At 70.2% G+C, this 22,567-nt stretch carries 20 protein-coding genes and 2 tRNA genes; 16 read left to right on the top strand and 6 right to left on the bottom strand.

All coding sequences use genetic code 11. The features are described 5' to 3' along the window. Positions 1-11: 11 nt before the first annotated feature. Positions 12-85: transfer RNA gene (locus AAEP80_RS15370), tRNA-Pro, on the bottom strand. A 129-nt stretch (positions 86-214) separates the two neighbouring features. Between AAEP80_RS15370 and AAEP80_RS15365 the strand changes: the two genes are divergently transcribed. Continuing rightward, positions 215-604 (top strand): peptidoglycan-binding domain-containing protein, encoded by a 390-nt coding sequence (locus AAEP80_RS15365; protein WP_420365032.1) that lies wholly within the window; start codon positions 215-217, stop codon positions 602-604. Between the two features lie 18 nt (positions 605-622). Here the strand turns inward: AAEP80_RS15365 and AAEP80_RS15360 are convergent, their stop codons facing one another. Together AAEP80_RS15360 and AAEP80_RS15355 are read right to left on the bottom strand one after the other, a co-directional pair. Next, complete coding sequence (locus tag AAEP80_RS15360; RefSeq protein WP_420365031.1) at positions 623-1,576, bottom strand: metallophosphoesterase; 954 nt, start codon at positions 1,574-1,576, stop codon at positions 623-625. Further along, entirely contained in the window at positions 1,573-4,212 is a 2,640-nt protein-coding gene (locus AAEP80_RS15355) for a transglycosylase domain-containing protein (RefSeq protein ID WP_420365030.1), read from the bottom strand. Before AAEP80_RS15355 ends, AAEP80_RS15360 begins: the two co-directional genes overlap by 4 nt. A gap of 50 nt (positions 4,213-4,262) precedes the next feature. Between AAEP80_RS15355 and AAEP80_RS15350 the strand changes: the two genes are divergently transcribed. Then, entirely contained in the window at positions 4,263-4,421 is a 159-nt protein-coding gene (locus tag AAEP80_RS15350; RefSeq protein WP_022907077.1) for a hypothetical protein, read from the top strand. Continuing rightward, on the top strand, positions 4,418-4,879 hold the full coding sequence (locus tag AAEP80_RS15345) for a RidA family protein (RefSeq protein WP_420365029.1): 462 nt from the start codon (positions 4,418-4,420) through the stop codon (positions 4,877-4,879). The genes AAEP80_RS15350 and AAEP80_RS15345 overlap by 4 nt, the downstream gene beginning before the upstream one ends. 78 nt (positions 4,880-4,957) lie before the next feature. On the opposite strand, the gene acs is transcribed toward AAEP80_RS15345, so the two are convergent. Next, a complete protein-coding gene (acs, locus tag AAEP80_RS15340) occupies positions 4,958-6,925 on the bottom strand; it encodes an acetate--CoA ligase (protein WP_420365028.1) in 1,968 nt (655 codons plus the stop codon). Between the two features lie 626 nt (positions 6,926-7,551). Here acs and AAEP80_RS15335 point away from each other — a divergent pair. From AAEP80_RS15335 to AAEP80_RS15280, 12 genes are all read left to right on the top strand, one after another. Further along, positions 7,552-8,577 carry a TadA family conjugal transfer-associated ATPase gene (locus AAEP80_RS15335; RefSeq protein ID WP_420365027.1) on the top strand — a complete coding sequence of 342 codons (1,026 nt, stop codon included), beginning with the start codon at positions 7,552-7,554 and terminating at the stop codon, positions 8,575-8,577. Positions 8,578-8,615: 38 nt separating this feature from the next. After that, positions 8,616-9,464: a hypothetical protein gene (locus AAEP80_RS15330; protein WP_420365026.1), complete on the top strand. Its 849-nt coding sequence runs from the start codon at positions 8,616-8,618 to the stop codon at positions 9,462-9,464. An 83-nt stretch (positions 9,465-9,547) separates the two neighbouring features. Beyond that, complete coding sequence (locus tag AAEP80_RS15325) at positions 9,548-9,760, top strand: DUF4244 domain-containing protein (protein WP_420365025.1); 213 nt, start codon at positions 9,548-9,550, stop codon at positions 9,758-9,760. Continuing rightward, positions 9,744-10,094, top strand: coding sequence for a TadE family type IV pilus minor pilin (locus AAEP80_RS15320; RefSeq protein WP_420365024.1), 351 nt, complete (start codon positions 9,744-9,746; stop codon positions 10,092-10,094). The genes AAEP80_RS15325 and AAEP80_RS15320 overlap by 17 nt, the downstream gene beginning before the upstream one ends. Next, positions 10,004-10,594: an Rv3654c family TadE-like protein gene (locus AAEP80_RS15315; RefSeq protein WP_420365023.1), complete on the top strand. Its 591-nt coding sequence runs from the start codon at positions 10,004-10,006 to the stop codon at positions 10,592-10,594. Before AAEP80_RS15320 ends, AAEP80_RS15315 begins: the two co-directional genes overlap by 91 nt. Then, positions 10,570-13,335 (top strand): type I DNA topoisomerase, encoded by a 2,766-nt coding sequence (gene topA, locus AAEP80_RS15310; protein ID WP_420365022.1) that lies wholly within the window; start codon positions 10,570-10,572, stop codon positions 13,333-13,335. The genes AAEP80_RS15315 and topA overlap by 25 nt, the downstream gene beginning before the upstream one ends. After that, positions 13,332-13,964: a dTMP kinase gene (tmk, locus tag AAEP80_RS15305; protein WP_413601528.1), complete on the top strand. Its 633-nt coding sequence runs from the start codon at positions 13,332-13,334 to the stop codon at positions 13,962-13,964. Before topA ends, tmk begins: the two co-directional genes overlap by 4 nt. Before the next feature lie 52 nt (positions 13,965-14,016). Beyond that, complete coding sequence (locus tag AAEP80_RS15300) at positions 14,017-15,159, top strand: DNA polymerase III subunit delta' (protein ID WP_281265066.1); 1,143 nt, start codon at positions 14,017-14,019, stop codon at positions 15,157-15,159. A gap of 42 nt (positions 15,160-15,201) precedes the next feature. After that, on the top strand, positions 15,202-15,837 hold the full coding sequence (locus tag AAEP80_RS15295) for a TetR/AcrR family transcriptional regulator (RefSeq protein ID WP_413601529.1): 636 nt from the start codon (positions 15,202-15,204) through the stop codon (positions 15,835-15,837). A gap of 44 nt (positions 15,838-15,881) precedes the next feature. Next, positions 15,882-15,954, top strand: a tRNA-Thr gene (locus AAEP80_RS15290). 143 nt (positions 15,955-16,097) lie between these two features. Beyond that, positions 16,098-17,030: an ABC transporter ATP-binding protein gene (locus AAEP80_RS15285; RefSeq protein WP_420365021.1), complete on the top strand. Its 933-nt coding sequence runs from the start codon at positions 16,098-16,100 to the stop codon at positions 17,028-17,030. Further along, positions 17,027-17,881: an ABC transporter permease gene (locus AAEP80_RS15280; RefSeq protein WP_420365020.1), complete on the top strand. Its 855-nt coding sequence runs from the start codon at positions 17,027-17,029 to the stop codon at positions 17,879-17,881. Before AAEP80_RS15285 ends, AAEP80_RS15280 begins: the two co-directional genes overlap by 4 nt. Before the next feature lie 87 nt (positions 17,882-17,968). Here AAEP80_RS15280 and AAEP80_RS15275 read toward each other — a convergent pair whose 3' ends face one another. Further along, a complete protein-coding gene (locus tag AAEP80_RS15275; protein ID WP_420365019.1) occupies positions 17,969-19,657 on the bottom strand; it encodes a glycoside hydrolase family 13 protein in 1,689 nt (562 codons plus the stop codon). Positions 19,658-19,708: 51 nt separating this feature from the next. Next, entirely contained in the window at positions 19,709-21,388 is a 1,680-nt protein-coding gene (locus AAEP80_RS15270) for an HAD family acid phosphatase (RefSeq protein ID WP_420365018.1), read from the bottom strand. 129 nt (positions 21,389-21,517) lie between these two features. On the opposite strand from AAEP80_RS15270, the gene AAEP80_RS15265 reads away from it, so the two are divergent. Beyond that, the gene (locus AAEP80_RS15265) at positions 21,518-22,567 is read left to right on the top strand and encodes a Gfo/Idh/MocA family protein (protein ID WP_420365017.1); all 1,050 of its coding nucleotides are present in this window, start codon (positions 21,518-21,520) and stop codon (positions 22,565-22,567) included.

Below are 22,567 nucleotides of genomic sequence, written 5' to 3'. Positions count from 1 at the left end.
GCCTTCATCTGTCGGGGTGACAGGATTTGAACCTGCGACCTCCTCGTCCCGAACGAGGCGCGCTACCAAGCTGCGCCACACCCCGAGGTGTGCTGGTCACTCCGTGAAGCGACCTGCAGAAGTCTAGCGGATGATCCGGGGTGCTCACGACCATCACGGCAAATCCTGTCGCATCTGCTTGCATGTCACATTCCACATCGGTCAGGATGAGCCCGTGACCCTGAACCGACGCAAACGGCTCTACCTCGTCGTCGTGGTGATCGCCACCGCCACCGCGACACCCCTCATCGCCGCCCCACCCTCGGCCTCCGCGGCACCGGCCGGGTGCGTGTCGAAGGTCCTGCGCGCGGGGATCGCCGACGAGTTCTGCGTCGCCCGACTGCAGTCGCTCCTCAACTACGACCGCTTCCGCTACGGGCAAGCGCCGATCGCCGTCGACCGGCGGTTCGGGCCGCTCACCGACGGTCGGGTCCGTGTCGTGCAGAGCCGGTCGTGGATCACGATCGACGGGATCGTCGGCCCGGGGACCTGGCGCGTGCTGTGTGTGCCGGAGGCCGCCGGGTTCACCGCGATGCAGGTCTCGGTGGGATGCGCGACGCTCTGACCGGGCTGGAGCGGCTGGTCAGACGCGGGCGGTCAGGGTGACGACGACTGCCTCCGGGCGGCACGCGAACCGCACCGGCGCGTAGATCGACGTCCCGAGGCCGGCCGACACCTGCAGCCAGGCCCAGTGCGTCCGGTTCTGCCAGCGGTGGAGGCCACTCGCGTACTTGCGGGGGAGGTCGCAGTTCGTGACGAGGGCACCCACACCGGGGACGGCGACCTGCCCGCCGTGCGTGTGCCCGGCGAAGATCGCGTCGGCACCCTGTCGGACGAACGCGTCGAGCACGCGGCGGTACGGGGCGTGCGTGACGCCGATCGACACCGGTGCCGGACCGTCTTCGTCCTCGGACCAGGGGACGTCGCCGCGCATCTCGTCCACGTTCGTCGGGAGCAGGTCGAGGCGATCCCAGTCGCGGTGTGCGTCGGACGTGCCGAAGAGCTCGAAGCGCGAGCCACGGACCTCGATGGCATGTGCCTTGTCGTTGAGGTCGAGCCAGCCGAGCGACTCGAAGAACGCTGTCTGGCGTTCGATGTCGAGGTCGACCGGCTTCGCGGACGCGTGCAGCTTGCTCGGGCCGCCGAAGTACTTCAGCGGGTTCCGGGGGGAGGGGCCGTAGAAGTCGTTCGAGCCGTACACGAACGCACCGGGGACACCACGGAACGGCTCGAGCGCGTACTCGACCGCTGCGTTCGCCGTCGGGTGCCCGAGGTTGTCACCGGTGTTCACGATGAAGTCGGGTTCGACCAGGCTCAGGTCGCGCAGCCACTGCTGCTTGTCCGCCTGCCAGGGCGCCATGTGGATGTCCGACAGGTGCAGGACGACGACGTCACGCGAACCAGGCGGCAGGATCGGCATCGTCTCCCAGCGGATCTCGAACCGCCGCCGTTCGACGAGCGTGCCCCACGCGGCAGCGCCGGCGCCGGCCGCAGCTCCTGCTGCGCGGACGCCGAGCGCTGCCCGGCCGCGGGTCACTTGCAGTCCTTGGGGGCCTTGCCGTCCTTGTTGCCGAACAGGGTGAGGTTGATCGTGGTGTCCTTCGACGCAGCGGTTCCTGCACCCGGATCGACCGCGGCCACCTTGCACTGGTTCTTGCCGTCCCCGGGCTGGTACTGATCGGAGACGCTCACGTTCCCGTAGCCGGCACCGTTCAGCGCCGAGCGGGCGTCACCGACGGACTTGCCCGCCACCTCCGGCACCGTCGACTGGGAACCGTCCGTCGTGTAGACCGTGACGCTCGAGCCCTTCGACAGCGCGGAACCACTGGCCGGGGAAGTCGACAGGACGGTCCCGGCAGTCCCTGCCCCTGGCTGCGTGCCGCCGTCGACGTAGGTGAACCCGGCACCGCTGAGCGTGGCGCGGGCTTCGTCGGTGGTCTTGCCCGCCACGTCCGGGACGGTGATGCTGTTCCCGCGGATCGACGACGAACTCGGCGCCTGGAACGGGGCCCCTGCGTACTGGGTGTTGACGATGCTCTGCGCCTGACGCCACAGCGACGTTCGCGACAGCGAGTAGAGGCCGTGTGGGCCGGCGACCTTGCGCAGACTCTGCTTGCCCTCGATGTTGCCGAGCCACGTGGCGGTCGCGATCTTCGAGGTGGAGCCGACGAGCCAGATCTGGTCCGCTTCGTCGGTGGTGCCCGTCTTGCCGAACTCGTCGTAGCCGTCCGGCGTCCGGCCGCCACCGGCGGTGCCGACCGTCAGGACCTTCTTCATCGCGTAGATGGCGGTCTGAGCGACCGAGGGGTCGATCGCCTGCGTGCACTCCTTCTGCTGCCCGCCGAGCGCCTTGCCCTCGGCGTTCGTGACGTTGTCGATCACGATCGGGCGGCAGAACGTGCCGTTGTTGGCGATTCCGGCGTAGGCGGCGGCCATGGTGAGCGGCGCGATGTAGTTCGTGCCGAGGACGGCCGACGCGTTCAACGCGATGTCCGTGGTCGTCTTCTGCGACATGTCGTCGCCGTAGCCCTGCACGGTGGCCCGGGGGTTGGCGAGGTGGACGCCGAGGCTGTCCGCGGTCTTCCGGATGTCGCAGTAGTCGAGCTTCTGCGCCATGTTCACGAAGGCGACGTTGACCGAGCGGTACGTCGCACTCTCGACGGACATGTTCCCGCCCTCACCGGCGGAGTCGTTCTTGGGCGTGTAGCCGCCGCCGATCCCGGAGCGGGAGCCGCAGATCGGGTAACTCGTGAAGGCACGCGGCGTCCCGCTCACGGTCTCGTTGAGCCCGTGCCCGTTCTGCAGCCAGTTCAGGAGCGTGAAGACCTTGAACGTCGAACCCGTCTGGAAGCCCTCACCGCCGCCGTACTTCGAGTCGACGTTGAAGTTGATGCCGGAGTCCGTCGACGGCGCACACGCGTTCGGATCGGCCCCCTGCACGTCGCACCCGACCAGCTGGTTGTAGTTCTTGTTCTGCACCATCGTGACGACCCGGCCGGTGTCGGCCTCGACGGAGTCGATGGTGCCGCCGAGCTTGAACCGCGCCTCGGTGTTCGGCGCGTAGCTGTCGATGAGGTCCTTCTGCTGGTTGTTCAGACCGACGTCCAGCGTCGTCTGCACGGTGTAGCCGCCGTTGCGCCAAGCAGCCTTGCGCTCCTTCGCGGTTGCGCCGAGCTGGGGCATCTCCTTGACGACCTGCACCGCGTAGTCGCAGAAGAACTGCGACCCGAAACCAGCCGAGGCCTTGCAGCCCTGCGTCGGCGCGGTGAGGTGCACGTAGTCCGCCGGCTTCGACGCGATGGCCGCGTCGAACTGCTCCTTCGTCAGGTGCTTCTGGGCGTACATCGACTTGAGGATGACGTCGCGACGCGCGACGTTGGCGTCGTAGTACTTCGGGTCGGAGAGGTTCCTGGTGTTCGGCGACTGCACGATGGCCAGGATCGACGCGGCTTCCTGCGGGGTGAGGTCGGTCGCGTTCTTGTTGAAGTAGTGCTGTGCGGCGGCCTGCACGCCGTAGGTCTGGTCGCCGAAGTACGCGATGTTGAGGTACCCGGTGAGGATCTCCTTCTTCGAGTACTTCTTCGCGAGCCCGATCGCGAGCTTCATCTCCTCGAGCTTGCGGGGGATGGTCTGCTCGACGGCGTCCTTGTACGCCTTCTGCTGCTCCTCCAGCGTCGGGAGCTCCAGTGCCTGCTGCATCTTGATGTTGCGGACGAGCTGCATCGTCAGGGTGGAGCCACCACCGGACTCGCCGAGCCCACCGGCGAGCGAGCCGACACCCGCGCGGACGAGCGAGGTCATGTCGACGCCGCCGTGGTCGTAGAAGCGCTTGTCCTCGCCGTCGATGGCGGCGTTCTTCAGCTGGTCGCTGATCTGGTCGAACTTCAGCTCCTGACGGTTCTGGTCGTAGACCGTCGCCAGGTGGACCGGCTGACCGTTCTGGTACGCGAGGACCTCGTTGCGCTGCGGGAGTTCGCCGATCTCGATGTACTCCGGGAGCGACTCGAACACGCCGATCGTCGAGGTCGTGGTGACCCCGGCGACGGCGATGGCCGGGGTGACACCGATGGTGACCAGGAGTCCGGCGAGCACACTGAAGCCGACGAATCCGATGAAGGCGCCGACTGCAGAGACGGGCTTGGTCCGCGAGGCAGACGTCTTCTGGGCAGACATAGGATGCAGCCTAAACGACACCCACGACCGGAAGGCTGGCAAGGAACCGCATGACTCGCTGGGAATACCTCACGACGCCGTTGATCATCCACAACACCACCGCCATCCTCAACAACTTCGGTGACGAGGGTTGGGAGCTGGTCCAGGTCGTCACCGGCCCCGAGGGCGGGCTCGTCGCGTACCTGAAGCGCCCGAAGGCCGACGCATGACCGTCGCGGCACGTCTCGCCGAACTCGGCCTCGAGATCCCCACCGTCGCGGCCCCCGTCGCCGCGTACGTCCCGGCGGTCGTGACCGGGCAGTACGTCTACACGGCAGGGCAGCTGCCCTTCGTCGACGGCGCGCTGCCCGTGACCGGCAAGGTCGGCTCCGAGGTCGACGCGGACACCGCGACGGCACAGGCGCGACAGGCGGCGCTGAACGCGCTGGCGGCCGTGCAGTCCGTCGCCGGGTCGCTCGAGCACGTCGCCCGTGTCGTGAAGGTCACGGTGTTCGTCGCGTCCGCCCCGTCGTTCACGGGACAGCCGGGCGTCGCCAACGGCGCGTCGACGCTCGTCGGCGAGGTCTTCGGTGACGCCGGCGTCCACGCGCGGAGCGCGGTGGGCGTCGCGGTGCTCCCGCTGGACGCGCCGGTCGAGGTCGAGCTGGTGGTGGAGCTGACCGCCTGACGGACCGTCAGCGACGCACCGAACGCAAGCAGGGCCTCCCGTCTGGACTGACTGGAGGCCCTGCTCGCGTTCCGTGCTCTACATCAGATCAGCGATGGTCGCCATGATCGTCGGGTCGGCCAACGTCGTCGTGTCGCCGATGCGACGGCCCTCCGCCGCGTCGCGGAGCAGCCGGCGCATGATCTTGCCCGACCGCGTCTTCGGCAGCTCCGGCACGATCGTGATCTGCCGAGGCTTCGCGATCGCTCCGATGCGCGTGCCGACCCAGGCGCGGAGCTCGGCGGCGACGGCATCGCGGTCGACGCCCTCCGCCGCTTCGGACGTCAGGATCACGAACGCGACGATCGCCTGACCCGTGGTCTCGTCGGCCGCGCCGACGACGGCCGCCTCGGCCACTCCCTCGTGTCCGACGAGTGCCGACTCGATCTCCGCGGTGGAGAGCCGGTGTCCGGAGACGTTCATGACGTCGTCGACTCGGCCCTGCACCCAGATGTCACCCTGCCCGTCGAGCCGCGCCCCGTCTCCGGCGAAGTACCGGCCGGGGAAGCGGTCCCAGTACGTCTCGACGAACCGGTCCGGGTCGCCCCAGATGCCGCGCGCCATCGACGGCCACGGCTCGGTGATGGTGAGGTAGCCGCTCTCGCCGGGGTCGGCGCGGTGGCCCTCGTCGTCGACGATCTCGGCGACGATGCCGGGCAGCGGGGTCTGCGCCGCGCCCGGCTTGAGCTTCGTGACGCCGGGCAGCGCCGAGATCATGATCGCGCCGGTCTCGGTCTGCCACCACGTGTCCACGATGGGCGTGCGGTCGTGGCCGATCACCTGGCGGAACCAGTGCCACGCCTCGGGGTTGATCGGTTCGCCGACGCTGCCGAGGAGTCGCAGGGTGTCCAGGCTCCGCGCGTCCGGCACCTGGCGCCCGCCCTTCATGGCGGCGCGGACCGCGGTCGGTGCCGTGTAGAGGACCGTGACGCCGTACGCGTCGACGATGTCCCACCAGCGGCCGGGCTTCGGCTCGTCGGGGGTGCCCTCGTACAGGACCTGCGTCACGCCGTTCGCGAGCGGGCCGTAGACGACGTACGTGTGCCCGGTGATCCAGCCGATGTCGGCGGTGCACCAGTAGACGTCCTTGCCCGGGTGCATGTCGAACACGTTCTTGTGCGTGTACGCGGCCTGCGTGAGGTAGCCGCCCGAGGTGTGCACGATGCCCTTCGGCTTCCCGGTCGTGCCCGACGTGTAGAGGATGAAGAGCGGGTTCTCCGCGGGAAAGGCCTGCGGCTCGTGGGTCGGGTCCGCCTTGGCGAACTCGTCGTGCCACCAGCGGTCGCGGTCGTTCCACGCGATGTCGTTGCCGCCGCGCTTGACGACGACGACGTGCTCGACGCTGTCGGTGCCCTCGCCCTGCAGCGCCTCGTCGACCGCGGGCTTCAGTGGGGCGACGGCCCCGCGGCGCCAGCCGCCGTCAGCGGTGACGACGAGCTTCGCGCCGGCGTCCTCGATGCGGGCGCGGAGGCTCTCGGCGCTGAACCCGCCGAACACCACGGAGTGCACGGCGCCGATGCGGGCGACCGCGAGCATCGTGACGACGGCCTCGGGGATGAGCGGCATGTAGACGACGACCCGGTCGCCCTGCTCGACGCCGAGGTCGGTCAGCATGTTCGCGGCGCGCTGCACGTCGGCGGTCAGCTCGGCGTAGGTGATGCGCCGCGTGTCGCCGGGAGCGCCCTCGAAGTGGATCGCCACCCGGTCGCCGTTGCCAGCGCGGACGTGCCGGTCGAGGCAGTTCTCGGCGACGTTCAACGTGCCGTCGTCGAACCACTTCGCGAACGGCGCCCCCGACCAGTCGAGGGTCCGCGTGAACGGCGTGCGCCAGTCCAGCAGGCTCTTCGCCTGCTCGGCCCAGAACGCCTCGCGGTCGGCGGCGGCGGCGTCGTGCAGACCCTGGTCCGCGACGGCGTCCGCGACGAACTCCGGGGGCGGCGGGAAGGTGCTGCTGTCGTCGTGGTGGCCGTCGTCGTGTCGTTCGTCGACGTTGGTCGGAGTGGACATCGATGTCCTTTCGCGTCGTTGCGTCCGGGGGTGCAAACGGAGACTACCCCTCGGTGTGGACCCGTCGTGCGCGGGGCCGCCAAGGCGTTCCGGGTGGTGGAACCCGTGTGTCGTCGACGGGTCCTCGTTCCGGTCGGAGGGATTCGGTGAGGACTCGGCGCGTCGGGGTTGCCCGCAGGGCCTCGTCGTGGGGTACAGTAGATCCCGCCGGACTCGTTTCCGGCGGCATCGGATCGGATTCCCCCCAATCCTCCGTTGTCCTGGCGGCACCTGTTCCCCCCAACCGGTGCCGCCTCTTCTTTTCCCCGGACCGGTCCGCCGTGCAACGTCGCACGACGGACCGGTTCCGTTCGGGACGATCCGCGTCCGTCCGCGGAACGGTGGACAGACCGGTCCATGCTGCCGCATCGACCTCCGGTGGCGTCGGGCCGACTCCGCGGCGCCTCGGACGGCGCGTGTCGGCGCTGCGCGGGTCGCACCGCGGCGTCGACCGGCGTCCGAGCGCTCCGGGGTACGCGCATTGTGACCGGGGGACAAAACTGTCCACTGGTGTGGACGACGAGCCCGTCCTCCCCGATTCGCGGCGAGCGGCGAGCAGAGCGGCGCGCAGACCTAGCGTTCCGGAGATGCACCGCCACCGCGCCGTCCCCTCGCCGTTCCTCCCGGGTGCGGCCGTGCCCCGACGCGCCCGACGGGGGATCGACCCGGTCGAGTTCGAGGAACTCGCCCCGCTCGTGACGGACGACAGCGTCACCGACGTGCTGGTCTCCGGCGGTCTGGGCGTGTGGATCGACCGGGGCGACGGGCTGGTCGACTCCGGGATCGTGCTGGACGAGGAACGGACACGCGAACTCGCGACACGACTGGTCGCGCTCGGCGGCCGGCACGTCGACGAGAGCGCCCCGGTCGCGGACGTCCGGCACGGTGACGGGGTCCGGGTGCACGTCGTCCTGGCGCCGGTCTCCGTGCGGGGGACGACGCTGTCCCTCCGCCTGCCTCGTGGTGCACCGCCGACGCTCGATGCGCTCGAGCGGAGCGGGACCTTCGAGCGGGTGCCTCGCGATCTCGTGGAGGACGCCGTCCGGCGCCGGCGCAACGTGCTCGTGTCCGGGGCGACGGGCAGCGGGAAGACGACGCTTCTCGCCGCGATGCTGGCCACCGTGCCGCGCGACGAGCGCATCGTGACGGTGGAGGACGTCGCAGAGCTCCGGATCGACCACCCGCACGTCGTGTCGCTCGAGTCGCGACAGGCCAACGCCGAGGGCGCCGGAGCAATCGGTCTCGACCGGCTCGTCCGCGAATCCCTCCGGATGCGCCCCGACCGGATCGTGGTGGGGGAGTGCCGCGGGGCAGAGGTCCGCGAGCTCATGTCCGCGCTCAACACCGGACACGACGGCGGAGCCGGCACGGTCCACGCGAACGGACTCGACGACGTCCCCGCACGCCTCGAGGCGCTCGGCGCGCTCGCTGGGCTCGGGCCGACCGTGCTGTCCCGGCAGGCGGTCAGTGCGTTCGACCTGGTCCTCCACGTGGAGCGTCGGCGGGGCGTGCGTCGGCTCGCAGCGGCCGGGAGGCTCGGGGTCGACCCGGCAGGGCGGCTCACCGTCGAACCCGTGGTCCTGGGTACCGGCCGGTCGGGTCGGCGCGGGTGACGCGTCCTGGTGGTCCTGGTCGTCCTGGTCGTCCGAGGGTGCTGCGTCCTGCCCGGCGGGGCGCGGCGGACGCTGTCGGCGCGGCTCGGCTGCTCGACCGTGTCGCGACGCTCGTCGCCGCCGGGGTACTGCCGTCCCGGGCGTGGGCGCTCGCGGCGGCGGCCGGCCCGCCCGTGGTAGCCGGCCCCGCATGGGAGGACGTGCGCGCCGTCACGACGGTCGCCGCCAGGACCGGTGCGCCGATCGCGCCGACGCTCCGCGCCCTGGCCGCGGCGCTCCGGCGGGCAGCGGCAGGGGACCGAGCCGTCCGGGTGGCGCTCGCCGGGCCCCGGACGAGCGCGAACGTGGTCCTCACGCTGCCGGTGCTCGGACTGCTGCTGGGATCGCTGTGGGGGATCGACACGGTCGGCGTGCTCACCGGGACGCCGATCGGCTGGGCGTGCTGCACCGGTGCCGCCCTGCTCGTCGGGGTCGGCCGCGCCTGGTCGACCCGACTCGTCCGCGCAGCGGCGCCCACCGGACGCATCCCCGGCGTCCTGCTCGACGCCTGGGCCGTGGCACTGTCCGGCGGCGGGTCCTGGTCCGGCGCCGGCGAAGCCGTTCGCACGGCCCTGCCAGACCGCGCCGAGGACGCTGCGGAACGACGACGGCTCGCCGAGGTGCTCGATCTCGCACGGCGCGCGGGGGTGCCGGCGGCAGCACTCCTGCGCAGTGCGGCCGAGGACCTGCGGGACGACGTCGCGTCGGAGTCGCTCGCGGTGGCGGAGCGGCTCGCGGTGCGCCTCGTGCTGCCGCTCGGGACCTGCGTCCTGCCGGCGTTCGTCCTCGTCGGGGTGGTGCCCGTCGTCGTCGGGATCCTCTCCTCCACCGTGACCGGAACGGGGTGATCGCTCCACGGGTTCGCCGCTCGTGGTCCGGCTCGGGCGGGTGATGGCGAGGCTGGATGCACCAGATCAGAAGGGACCCCATCATGACCGAACGACCGAACCCACCATCCGCACCGGCTCGCCGAACCCCGGGACTCGCTGCCCGGCTCCGCGACGACCGTGGTTCCGCGACCGCCGAGTACGCCGTCGTCATCCTGGCCGCCGTGGCGTTCGCGGGGGTCCTCGTCGCGGTGATGCGCTCCGGCGAGGTCCAGGCGATCCTGACCGAACTCGTCCGCGGTGCCCTTTCGCTGTGAGCGCGGGTCCGACGAGCGCGGGGCGGTCACCGTCGAGTTCGCGGTCGCGCTCCCCGTGCTCGCGGTCGTCGTGTCGCTGGCCATCGGGGGCGTCGTGCTCGTCGACGGGCAGGGACGGCTCCAGTCCGCTGCAGCGACTGCCGCCAGGGCGTACGGCCGTGACGACGACGCTGCTGCGCGAGCGGCGCTCGCCGGGATCGCCCCGGGAGCGACGAGCTCCGTGACCCGGTCAGACGAACTCGTGTGCGTCGTCGTCGAGCGTCGGTCAGGGCCGGGGCCGCTCGCGGCGATCACCCTCCGTGGTGCGTCGTGCGCGGCGACGGGCGGCCGGTGAACGAGCAGGGGTCGGCGACGGTCCTGCTCGTCGCGGTCGTCGCCGCGGCCACGATCGTCGTCGGCTCGGTGCTCACCGCCGCCGGTGCTCGGGTCGTGTCCGTCCGTGCGCAGTCGGCGGCGGACGCCGCCGCGCTCGCCGGTGCCGCGGCCGCCGTCCGGCTGGTGTCCGGTGCACCGTGCGACGCCGCGTCGCGGGTGGCCAGGCGCGGCGGGGCGGACCTCACCGGTTGCTCGACGAGCGGCGCGTTCGTCCGCGTCGTCGTCGAACTCCGGTCCGGTCCGCTCCGTCTCGGGGCGACCGCGGTCGCCGGTCCCCGACGGACCCCTGCCGATCGACCGGACCGACATCGTCCGGCGGGCATCCCCGCCACTGTGTGTATGGTGTGCCTGTCGGCCCGCCGGTCATCGATGTCCCGGTCGACCCGGACGCTTCCGTGTCCCAGGGCCGACAGCACCATCGATCAAGGAGTCACGTGCCAGGCACGAAGAAGCTCGTGATCGTCGAGAGCCCCGCGAAGGCGAAGACGATCGCGCAATACCTCGGTGACGGATACGAAGTCCAGGCGTCAGTCGGACACATCCGTGACCTCGTCGAGCCCAAGAATCTCCCGGCAGAGCTGAAGAAGGGCTCGCTCGGCAAGTTCTCGGTCGACGTCGACAACGGGTTCGAGCCGTACTACGTCGTCTCCGACGCGAAGAAGAAGACCGTCGCGGAACTCAAGCGTGCCCTCAAGGACGCCGACGAGCTCTACCTCGCAACAGATGAAGACCGCGAAGGCGAAGCCATCGCGTGGCACCTGCTGCAGGTCCTGAAGCCGAAGGTCCCCGTCAAGCGGATGGTGTTCCACGAGATCACCAAGGAAGCGATCAAGCGCGCCCAGGAAGCGACGCGCGAACTCGACACGGCACTCGTCGACGCGCAGGAGACCCGCCGCATCCTCGACCGCCTCTACGGGTTCGAGGTCTCTCCGGTGCTGTGGCGCAAGGTCGGTCCGGGGCTCTCGGCCGGTCGTGTGCAGTCCGCTGCCACCCGCCTCGTCGTGGATCGTGAGCGCGAGCGTCTCGCGTTCGTCTCGGCGAACTACTGGGACCTCACCGCACGGTTCGAGAAGGCCGGGGACAGTGCGTTCACCGCCAGGATCGCGCGGATCCACGGCACCCGTGTCGCATCCGGCCGTGACTTCGACGACCGGGGCACGACGACCTCGGACGCCGTCGTCCTCGACGAGGCCTCGGCAACCGCCCTGAGCTCCGTGCTCGAACGCGCCGGCGACGCCGTCGTCCGCAGCGTCGACTCGAAGCCCTACACGCGTCGTCCCGCCGCGCCCTTCACGACCTCGACACTGCAGCAGGAAGCCGCTCGCAAGCTCCGCTTCTCGGCCCGCCAGACGATGAGCGTCGCGCAGTCGTTGTACGAGAACGGCCACATCACCTACATGCGAACCGACTCCGCGTCGCTCTCGCAGCAGGCGATCGCCGCCGCCCGGAAGCAGGCAGCCGACCTGTACGGCGCCGAGACGGTGCCGGACAAACCCCGCAGCTACGCCGGCAAGAGCAAGAACGCCCAGGAAGCGCACGAGGCGATCCGCCCGGCCGGAGACGTGTTCCGCACGCCGTCGCAGATGGAGAAGGTGCTCCGCGGCAACGACTGGAAGCTCTACGACCTCATCTGGAAGCGTACGGTCGCCTCGCAGATGGCGGACGCGAAGGGATCGACCGCGTCGGTCGTCCTCGGCATCACCTCGACGGAGCCCGTCGAGGGCATCGCCTCCACCGCGAACGGCACGGACGTCGAGTTCACCGCGTCCGGGACCGTGATCACGTTCCGCGGCTTCCTCAACGCGTACGAAGAAGGCAAGGACGAGGAACGCCACGAGGCATCGTCGAACGGCGCGGACGCCAAGCTGCCGTCGATGACCGAAGGCGACCACCTCGGCGTGGACGAGGTGGAGGCGAAGGGCCACGACACGTCCGCCCCGCCGCGCTACACCGAGGCGAGCCTGGTCAAGACCCTGGAAGAGCTCGGCATCGGTCGACCCTCGACCTACGCGGCGATCATCTCGACGATCGTGGACCGTGGGTACGTCACGCCCCGTGGCAGCTCGCTCGTGCCGAACTGGATCGCCTTCAGCGTGGTGCGACTGCTCGAGGACTACTTCGGCGACCTGGTGCAGTACGACTTCACCGCCGAGATGGAGAACGACCTCGACCGCATCGCCAGCGGCGAGGAAGACCGCGTCGACTGGCTCAACGGGTTCTACTTCGGCGGCGGCGACCAGCGCGGTCTCCGGACGGTCATCGACAACCTCGGCGAGATCGACGCGCGAGAGATCAACTCCGTCGAGCTCTCGCCCGGCCTCACGCTCCGCATCGGCCGTTACGGCCCGTACATCGAGACGCCGAGCGACGACCCGGAGAAGCCGCGTCGGGTGAACGTCCCCGAGGACCTCGCCCCCGATGAGCTCACCGCCGAGAAGGCCCGTGAGCTGGTCGAGGCACCGGTCGTCGGTGACCGCGTCGTCGGCATCAACCCGGAGAGCGGGAAAGAGGTCCTCGCCAAGGACGGCCGGTTCGGCCCGTACGTGACCGAGCGCACGCCGGAGCCGGAGCCCGAGGTCGACCCGTCCACGGGAGAGGTCCTGAGCAGCAGCGCGTCGACCGCGACCGCGACCGCCACGAAGGCCGAGCCCGCCACGAAGGCGAAGAAGGCGACCAAGAAGGCCGCAGCGCCGAAGGAGCGCACGGCGTCCCTGTTCAAGTCGATGGACCCGCAGTCGGTCGACCTCGAGACGGCGCTGAAGCTCCTCGACCTGCCCCGCACGGTCGGCACCGACCCCGAGTCCGGCGACGAGATCACCGCGCAGAACGGTCGCTACGGCCCGTACCTGAAGAAGGGGACGGACACCCGCACGCTGCCGAGCGAGGACGCGATCTTCGACGTCGACCTCGCCGGTGCGCTCGAGCTGTTCGCGCAGCCGAAGTACGGCGCGAAGCGTGCGGCCAGCGCCGCGCTCAAGGAGTTCGACGCCGACCCGGTGTCCGGCAAGCCGATCAAGATGAAGGACGGCCGGTTCGGTCCCTACGTCACCGACGGTGAGACGAACGCGACCATCCCGCGCGGCGAGGACGTGGAAGCGGTCGACTTCGAACGTGCCGTCCAGCTCATCGCGGACAAGCGTGCAAAGGGCCCGGTCAAGAAGAGGACGACGACCCGGCGCGCTCCCGCCAAGAAGAAGTGACCGGCCGGTTCATCACCCTCGAGGGCGGCGACGGCGCGGGGAAGACCACCCAGGCCGAGTTGCTCACCGAGTGGCTCGAAGCGAACGGACGCACCGTCGTGCGGACGCGTGAGCCAGGGGGGACGGACCTCGGGCTCCGCATCCGCGAGATCGTGCTGCACGAACGCGGCCACGTGTCCGCCAGGGCCGAGGCGCTGCTCTACGCGGCGGACCGTGCCCACCACGTCGAGACGGTCGTGCGTCCGGCGATCGCCCGTGGCGACGTCGTGCTGCAGGACCGCTACATCGACTCATCGGTGGCGTACCAGGGTGTCGCACGCGGCCTCGGTGCCGAGCACATCCGCTCGGTGTCGGACTGGGCGGCCGCCGGCCTCGTGCCGGACCGGACGGTGCTCCTCGACCTCGACGTGACCGAGGGACGTGCCCGTGTGGCGGCCGCCCGCGGCGACACCTTCGATCGCCTCGAGTCCGAAGCCGCTGCCTTCCACGAATCCGTCCGCTCGGCGTTCCTCGACATGGCCGCTGTCGAGCCCGAGCGGTTCCTGGTCGTCGACGCTGCCGAGCCCGCCGACGTCGTCCAGCAGCGGATCCGTCGCGCACTCGCCCCGCTCGTCGGGATCGACGCGTGACCGGGCTCGTGGCTCGATCCGCGGCGTCGGTGGTCCCTGCGAGGATCTCCCTGTGAGCGTGTGGGACGGCCTGACCGGTCAGGAAGAAGCGGTCGCCGCCCTCCGCAGCGCCGCCGAGGCCCCGGACGGCACCGGTGGCATGACCCACTCGTGGCTGATCACCGGCCCTCCAGGGTCAGGTCGGTCGAACGTCGCGACGGCGTTCGCCGCCGCCCTCGTCGGCTCCGGCCCGGACGACGACCACACGCTGCGGCAGATCACGGCCCACACGCACCCCGACGTCTCCGTGCTCACGACGCAACGGGTCATCATCACCATCGACGAGATCCGCCAGCTCGTCACGTCCTCGTACTACTCGCCGTCGGTCGGTCGCTGGCGCGTGGTCATCATCGAGGATGCCGACCGGATGACGGAGCGCACGTCGAACCTGCTGCTCAAGGCGCTCGAGGAACCGCCGGAGCGCACGGTCTGGATCCTCTGCGCCCCGAGCGAAGCCGACCTGCTGCCGACGATCCGCTCCCGCGTCCGGTCGGTGCGGCTTCGGGTCCCCGGCATCGAGTCCGTCGCCGACCTCATCGTCGCGCGCACCGGTGTCGACCGTTCGCTCGCCATGGACGCCGCCCGGCAGGCGCAGAGCCACATCGGCATGGCGCAGCGCCTGGCCACGAGCGAAGACGCCAGGGACCGCCGACGACGGACCCTGCAGACCGTGCTCCGGATCCGCAGTGTCGGTGACGCCGTGACGGCCGCGGCGGAACTCCTCGCGGTCGCCGACGAAGACGCGAAGGCGATCACCCAGCAGCGGGATGCCGAAGAGCGGGACGCGGCACTCCGGTCGCTCGGGGTGGAGCCGGGCGGGACGGTGCCGCCGGCGCTCCGGTCGCAGCTCCGTGCGATGGAAGAAGACCAGAAGCGTCGTGCCACCCGGAGTCTCCGTGACGGCCTCGACCGGATCCTGGTCGACGTCTCCTCGCTGTACCGTGACCTGTTGCTCATCGGACTCGGTGCACCGGGGGAGCCGGTGAACCTCGCCATGCAGGACGACCTCGACCGGGTCAAGCAGTCGGTCCCGCCGGCCGCCGCCCTCGAGATCCTCGACGCGATCGCATTGGCGAGGCAGCGCATCGCCGCGAACGTGGCGGCACTGTTGGCACTCGAAGCGCTCCTCGTCACGGTGGTCCGGGCGCTGCGCTGACGCAGGCGTGGGGACCTGACCCAGACGTGGGACAATCAGCCCATGCCCGATGCAGAACCCGGCCTGCGTGAACGGAAGCGACGCGCCACCCGACTCGCGATCCAGCAGGCTGCCCTCCGCATCGCGGTCGAGGACGGCCTCGCCGCGGTCACAGTGGACGAGGTCTCACGCCGCGCCGACATCTCGCCGCGGACGTTCTTCAACTACTTCCCGAGCAAGGAGCAGGCGATCCTCGGGGACGACCCGACGCTGCCGGCGGACGAGGTGCTCGACGCCTTCGTCGCCGGCGGGCCGGCCGGGGACCTGCTCGCGGACGTCGGCGCCCTGCTCGTGCACTCGACGCAGGAGCTCATCGAGGAGCGCGGCCTGATCGAGGAACGGCAGCAGGTGCTCCGCGCCAATCCGGAACTCTTCAGCCAGCGCATGGCGTCCATGAAGGAGTTCCAGTCGACCCTCGAGTCCGTGATCGCACGGCGGCTCGCGAACGACGACCCGACCTTCGCCGAGGACGAGGTCGCGCTCCGTCGCCGCGCCCGGCTCGCCTCGCTGGTGTCACTCGCCACACTGCGACACGCATGGTGGGAGTGGTCGGAGTCCCCGGCCGAGTCCCACCTGGTGGACGATCTGCGGCGATCCTTCGACGAGCTCGGGGCGCTCGTTTCGCGCTCGCTCGTCTGAACCTGTATAGTTGTGACCCGTGCCGCTCCGGGAACGGAGCGTCCGCCGCCTTAGCTCAGTCGGTAGAGCGATTCACTCGTAATGAATAGGTCGTCGGTTCGATTCCGACAGGCGGCTCCGCCAAGAACCCCTCGTTTCCCCGGAAACGAGGGGTTCTTCCGTTCGCCGACCGCCCCTCCACCGCAGGGTGGAGGAAAGGTATGCCGCATCTCGTACGCAGGGATGACGCGCCCCGAACGGGGGTCCCGTAGCGTTGCCGCGTGATCGAAGTCGACCATCTCACCAAACGCTACGGTCCGAAGCTCGCCGTCGACGACGTCTCGTTCGTCGTGCGGCCGGGCAGCGTGACCGGCTTCCTGGGCCCGAACGGCGCCGGGAAGTCCACGACGATGCGCATGATCATGGGGCTGGACCGGCCGACAGCCGGCCATGCCATCGTGAACGGGCGGCCGTACCAGGCCTTCCGTGACCCCGTCCGCCAGGTCGGGGCGCTGCTCGAGGCGAAGGCGGTGCACCCCGGCCGGAGTGCGTACAACCACCTGCTCTCCCTCGCGGCGACCCACGGCATCCCGAAGTCGCGGGTGCACGAGGTCATCGACATGACGGGGCTCGACTCCGTCGCGCGCAAGCGTGTCGGCGGGTTCTCGCTCGGCATGGGGCAGCGTCTGGGAATCGCTGCCGCGCTGCTGGGCGACCCGAAGACCCTGATCCTCGACGAGCCGGTGAACGGCCTCGACCCGGACGGAGTCCTGTGGGTCCGGCAGCTCGCCCGGCGCATGGCCGCCGACGGTCGTACGGTCTTCCTGTCGAGCCACCTGATGAGCGAGATGGCGCAGACCGCCGACCGCGTCGTCGTCCTCGGTCGCGGCAAGGTCCTCGCCGACGCTCCGATCGCGGAGTTCGTCGCCGGTGCCGGGAACGCCGGTGGCGCTGCCGGCGGCGGCTCGCGGGTCGTCGTCCGGACGCCGTCCCCTGACCAGCTGTTCGCGGCGATCGGCCCGAACGCCGGCGTCACCGCACGTGACGACGGCTCCTTCCTCGTCGTGGGTCCCGATGCGCCGACCGTCGGTGCGATCGCCGCCGGTGCCGGGGTCGTGCTCCACGAGCTCACTCCGCAGGGCGCGAGCCTGGAAGAGGCGTACATGGCCCTCACCCGGGACGACGTCGAGTACCGATCGGAGGGCACCCGATGACCACCCAGCACGCGATGGCCACACCGGACACGATGTCCGGCGTGCGTCTGTCCTTCCCTCGTCTCGTCCGCAGCGAGTGGATCAAGCTCCGGAGCATCCGATCCACCGTCTGGTGCTTCGCGATCCTCGTCGCCCTCACCGTCGCGATGGCGGTGCTCCTCGGCACACTCGTGAACCAAGGTGGGCAGGCGATGCCGACGGACGCCGCGAACGGCACGCTGGTGAGCGTCAACACGGCGAGCGTCTCGTTCACCGCGCTCGTCGTCGGGGTGCTCGGCGTGCTCATCATCACCGGCGAGTACGGCACCGGGCAGGTGCGCTCCACCTTCACGGCCGACCCCGGCCGCACCGGCGTGCTGCTGGCGAAGGCCGTCGTGCTTGCCGTGAGCACCTTCGTGGTCAGCGCCGTCTCGACGTGGATCGGTGTCCTGATCTCGACACCGCTGCAGGCGGGCAACGGCGTGGAGGCCGACCTCGGGGATCCCTCGGTGTTCATGCCGATCCTCGGCAGCAGCGTCTACGTGACGCTCCTCGCGCTGCTGGCCTTCGGCATCGGGCTGCTCGTCCGGTCGAGCGCCGGCGGCATCGCGATCACGCTCGGCATCCTGCTCGTGCTGCCGATCATCCTGTCGCTCCTCAGCAGCCTGATCGACGCGCAGTGGATCCTCGACGTCGCTCGGTTCCTGCCGTCGGACGCGGGGGCGCAGCTCTACGCCTATTCGTCGTCCGGGCCGGCCCCTGACCAGCCGGGTGTCGTGTTGAACGGCTGGGGTGGGTTCGGCGTCCTCCTCGCAGAGGTCGTCGTGGTCGGTGGCGCCGCCATCGCCGCGGCGCGCACACGCGACGTGTGAGCGGGCCGACGACGCGTCGCTGACGCGACTGACGACCGACTGGAGGCTCGGTGCCGGACCGGCACCGAGCCTCCAGTCCGTCCGTGGTCACCCGAACTCGTGAATCCGCGCCTCCCACGGGCGCAGCGCGCCCGTCTCCGGCACACCGAGGTTGCCGAGGACCAGGTCGCCGAGGCGGGACCCCACGTCCTCCGGGAGTTCCTGGGCGGAGGACGACAGGTTCGCGACCACCGCGAGGCACGGCTCGGACTCGTCCGGCAGGGACCGCGTGAACGCCCACAGCGACGGGTGATCGGCTTCGAGCAGCTCGAACGCACCGAGCCGGACCGTCCGCGACGTGTGCCGGAGATCGATGAGTCGGCGCGTGTGCGCGAACACCGAGCGATCACCTGCTGCACGGTCCGCCGCCACCGTCACGGCAGGCCATCCCTGCCCCATGCCGATCCACGGCGTGGTCGAGGAGAATCCGCCGGCTGGCTCGCTGTCGTCCCAGGGGATCGGCGTCCTGGCGTTGTCCCGGCTGCGGAACGCCAACGCGTCGAGCGCCTCGGCCACGGGCATGCCGCGCCCGACCGCCCCACGGTACCAGTTGAGCGACTCGATGTCGCGGTACTCGTCGATCGTCCGGAACCCGGCGTTCACCATGCCGATCTCGTCGCCCTGGTAGACGTACGGCGTCCCGCGGTGCAGGTGCAGCACGGTCGCGAGGAGCGTCGCGGACTCGTAGCGGAACGCGAACGGGTCGGCCCCGAATCCGGCCGCTGCGGCCACGGCCGCGGCGCCGAACCGCGACACTGGCCTCGGCTGGTCGTGGTTGGCGAGGTAGAGCGAGTTCCAACCGGTCTCCGCGAGCGCGGTCTGCCACCGGGCGAGCGAGGCCTTGAGCGTCGGCAGGTCGAACGGACGGTTGTCGAACTTGGTCGTGGGCCCGTGGTCGAGTCCGACGTGCTCGAACTGGAAGACCATGTCGAGCTCGTGGCGGTCCGGATCCGTGAAGAGCGCGGCGTCCTGGACGGTGACACCGGGCATCTCGCCGACGGTGAGCATGGCATCGCGCCCGGCGAACACCCGTTCGTGCATCTCCTGCAGGTGGTCGTGGATGCGCGGCTGCATCACGTACGCGGCGCTGCCGTCCGACAGCGCTGCCGGGTCCTTCGCGATGTGGTTGATCACGTCCATGCGGAACCCGTCGACCCCGCGGTCCAGCCAGCCGTTCATCATGGCGTGGACGGCCGCCCGCATGTCCGGGTTGTCCCAGTTCAGGTCGGGCTGCTGCGGCGTGAACATGTGCAGGTAGTACTGGCCCGTGCCCGGGTCCCATGTCCACGCGGGCCCGCCGAACGCCGACCGCCACTCGTTCGGCTCGTGGCCGTCCACCGGGTCGCGCCAGATGTACCAGTCGTGCTTCGGGCAGGCCCGGGACAGCTTCGCGGCCTGGAACCACGGGTGCTGGTCGCTCGAGTGGTTCACGACGAGGTCCATGACGAGCTTCATGCCGCGTCGGTGCACTTCGACGAGCAGCGCGTCGAACTCGTCGATCGTGCCGAACAGCGGGTCGATGTCCTCGTAGTCGCTGATGTCGTACCCGTTGTCGGCCTGCGGCGACCGGTACACGGGGGAGAGCCAGACGACGTCGACCCCGAGGTCCGCGATGTGGTCGAGGTGCTGGCGGATCCCGGCCAGGTCGCCGACGCCGTCGCCGTTGCCGTCCGCGAAGCTCCGCGGGTAGACCTGGTAGACCACCGCGTCCGTCCACCACGGCTCCGGTGCGGTCACGGCAGACGCCTCCTCGCGTTCACTTCCCCCTGTGACGGACGGTACTTCTGATCAGGGCAGGTAGTACGTCGGATTCGGCAACTTCACGGCTCGGTCGGCCGAGCCGCCCGTGAGATCGCTGTACTGGTCGCCCACGTTCGCGACGATGTCGTACCGTCCGCCCGAGGCCGACTCGATGTGCGCGCGGGTCTGCGACTTGTACTCGATCGTCGTGCACTTCGCCGTCGCGCACTGGACGTACGACGGCTGCTGCGACGCGCCGACACCGGTCCACTTCGTGTAGTAGGTCTGCGTGCCGCGCTGCTCGGCGCGGAACTGCGGGTACCCGACCTTCTGCAGGTTCGCGATGGTCGCCGTCTTCTGGTCGTCGTTCCGACCGGTCAGCCCGATCACGGTGCAGCCGGAACGCTGGGCGATCGACACCAGGGACGTCATCGACGGGGTGGCGGGGAAGCGCTGGTCCTGGACCCAGACGTCCTGCTCGGTGGGGTCGAAGACGAAGTGCATGTCCGCGACCTCCATGTCGTAGGTCCACAGCGTGGTGTCGTCGGCGTCGAGCACGATCGCCGGGTTGCTGTGCTTCGCCCGGCCGACGGCGCACTGTGCAGCGATCACCGGGGCCTGGCGCGCCACGATCGACCGCATCTCGCGGATGTAGGGCGAGTCGGTGCGGTTCGCGATCCCGGTGCCGGGGTCGCCGTAGTACGTCGCGATCGTCTTCTTCACGGAGTCGATGTTCGGGATGCCCTCACCGCCCTGCGTCGCACCGGACGACCCGTCCGCGGCCATCGTGAAGTGCGTGCGAGGCGCCAGCGACGGCTCGGAGACCCCGGGGAGGTCGGCAGAGGGGAGGTAGTACGTGGGGTTCGGCAGCTTGAGGTTCCGGTCGGCGTACCCGCCCTGCAGGTCGCTCCACTGGTCGCCGATGTTCAGCGCGATGTCGTACCCGAGGTCCTGCTCGATGTGCTTGCGGGTCTGCGCCTTGTACTCGACCGTGGTGCACGACGCCGTCGCGCACGTGATGTACGACGGCTGCTGGCTGGTGCCGACGCCGGTCCACTTCGTGAAGAAGTGGTCCGAGGAGAACCCCTGGTAGCCGACCTTCGTCAGGTTGGCCACCGTCGCTGCCTTCTGGTCGTCGTTCCGCCCGGTCAGCCCGAAGACCGTGAACCCCATCGCCGATGCGGTGTTGACGAGGCCGACCATCGACGGGGTGGCGGGGAAGCGCTGGTCCTGGACCCAGACGTCCTGTTCGGCGGGGTCGAAGACGAAGTGCATGTCCGCGACCTCCATGTCGTAGGTCCACAGTGTGGTGTCGTCCGCGTCGAGCACGATCGCGGGCTTCTCGCCCTTCCGGACCGCCCGGTCGTGGATCTGCCGCAGCTGCGCGGTCTGCCGCGCGACGATCGACCGCATCTCGCGGATGTAGGGCGAGTCGGTGCGGTTCGCGATCCCGGTGCCGGGGTCGCCGTAGTACGTCGCGATCGTCTTCTTCACGGAGTCGATGTTCGGGATGCCCTCACCGCCCTGCGTCGCGCCGGAGGACCCGTCCGCCGCCATCGTGAACGAGGTCCGCGGCGTCAACCCGGCGTCCGGATCGTGTCCGTGCCCCGGGGACCCCCAGCCGTGCGCTGATGCGGGCGCGCCGCCGACGACGGTCGCCGCGACGACGATGGCCGCGCCGACGGCGATGGCGGAGAGGAGCCGGGAAGGAGACACGGGTCGACGCATGGCGTTCCTGATCGTCGGGGAGTGGCCCCCGGTCGGGGGACGTTCCAGCACGCTAGCTGGCAATCGGCAGTGGAGTCCATACCCGGGTGCTGGATGTGGACAACTCGTCGACGCTGGTAGACAGGGCACATGACGGTTCGCTGGGGAGTCATCGGCACGGGCGGCATCGCCCGGTCATTCGTGGGCGACTGCACCGCTGCGGGGGTGGAGTTCGTCGCGGTCGGCAGCCGCACCCGGGCGAGCGCCGACGCGTTCGCGGCGGAGTTCGACATCCCGCGGGCCCATGGCAGCTACGCGGACCTGGTGGCCGATCCCGACGTCGACGCCGTGTACGTCGCGACACCGCACTCCCGCCACGCGGAGGACGCCCTGCTCGCGATCGACGCGGGCAAGCACGTCCTCGTCGAGAAGGCCTTCACGATCACCGCCGAGCAGGCGCGTCGCGTGGTCGATGCCGCTCGCCGGGAGGACGTCGCGGTCATGGAGGCCATGTGGACGCGCTTCCTGCCGCAGATGACCATGATCCGAGAGCTCATCGCGGAAGGACGGATCGGTCGCCCGCGGTTCGTGGAGGCCACGCACCACCAGGCCCTCCCGACGGATCCGCACCACCGGCTGCGTGACCCGGACCTCGGGGGTGGCGCGATCCTCGACCTCGGCGTGTACCCGATCTCGTTCGTGGTTGACGTCCTCGGCGTCCCGACCGACGTCGTGGCGGCCGGCACGCTCAGCGCCGAGGGAGTGGACACACAGATGGGGATCGTGACGACCCACGACGGGGGAGCGCAGTCGATGGTGCACTTCTCGCTGGACGTCAGGAGCCCGAACACCGCATCGATCATCGGCGACGACGGACGGATCGACATCGACGCCACCTGGTACACGCCGACGACCTGGCGGGTGCGCGACCGCGACGGAGCGGTCGTGGAGGAGTACGACTCGCGTGAGGAACTCACCGGCTACGCGCACGAGGTCCGCGCGTTCGAGGCGATGATCGCCTCCGGCGACCACGAGGGTGGCGCGATGGACCCGGAGCAGACGGTCGCGATCATGGCGGTGATGGACGAGGCACGCAGGCAGGTCGGGGTCCGGTACGCGGCGGACGGCGGGTCGGCAGATGGCGAGTCGGCAGACGCCGAGTCGGCAGCAGGCCTGGAGGCTCCTCCCGCAGTTCCGTAG

Source organism: Curtobacterium sp. L3-7, assembly GCF_048756585.1.
Classification (GTDB): Bacteria; Actinomycetota; Actinomycetes; order Actinomycetales; family Microbacteriaceae; genus Curtobacterium.
This window is presented reverse-complemented; position numbering and strand designations above follow the sequence as displayed.

What these genes read in the sequence shown, in the direction of transcription:
- acs (WP_420365028.1), bottom strand. Translation starts at nt 6,925, where the DNA reads ATGTCCACTCCGACCAACGTCGACGAACGACACGACGACGGCCACCAC.
- AAEP80_RS15265 (WP_420365017.1), top strand. Translation starts at nt 21,518, where the DNA reads ATGACGGTTCGCTGGGGAGTCATCGGCACGGGCGGCATCGCCCGGTCA.
- AAEP80_RS15355 (WP_420365030.1), bottom strand. Translation starts at nt 4,212, where the DNA reads ATGTCTGCCCAGAAGACGTCTGCCTCGCGGACCAAGCCCGTCTCTGCA.
- AAEP80_RS15335 (WP_420365027.1), top strand. Translation starts at nt 7,552, where the DNA reads ATGCACCGCCACCGCGCCGTCCCCTCGCCGTTCCTCCCGGGTGCGGCC.
- AAEP80_RS15270 (WP_420365018.1), bottom strand. Translation starts at nt 21,388, where the DNA reads ATGCGTCGACCCGTGTCTCCTTCCCGGCTCCTCTCCGCCATCGCCGTC.
- AAEP80_RS15345 (WP_420365029.1), top strand. Translation starts at nt 4,418, where the DNA reads ATGACCGTCGCGGCACGTCTCGCCGAACTCGGCCTCGAGATCCCCACC.
- AAEP80_RS15280 (WP_420365020.1), top strand. Translation starts at nt 17,027, where the DNA reads ATGACCACCCAGCACGCGATGGCCACACCGGACACGATGTCCGGCGTG.
- AAEP80_RS15325 (WP_420365025.1), top strand. Translation starts at nt 9,548, where the DNA reads ATGACCGAACGACCGAACCCACCATCCGCACCGGCTCGCCGAACCCCG.
- AAEP80_RS15295 (WP_413601529.1), top strand. Translation starts at nt 15,202, where the DNA reads ATGCCCGATGCAGAACCCGGCCTGCGTGAACGGAAGCGACGCGCCACC.
- AAEP80_RS15350 (WP_022907077.1), top strand. Translation starts at nt 4,263, where the DNA reads ATGACTCGCTGGGAATACCTCACGACGCCGTTGATCATCCACAACACC.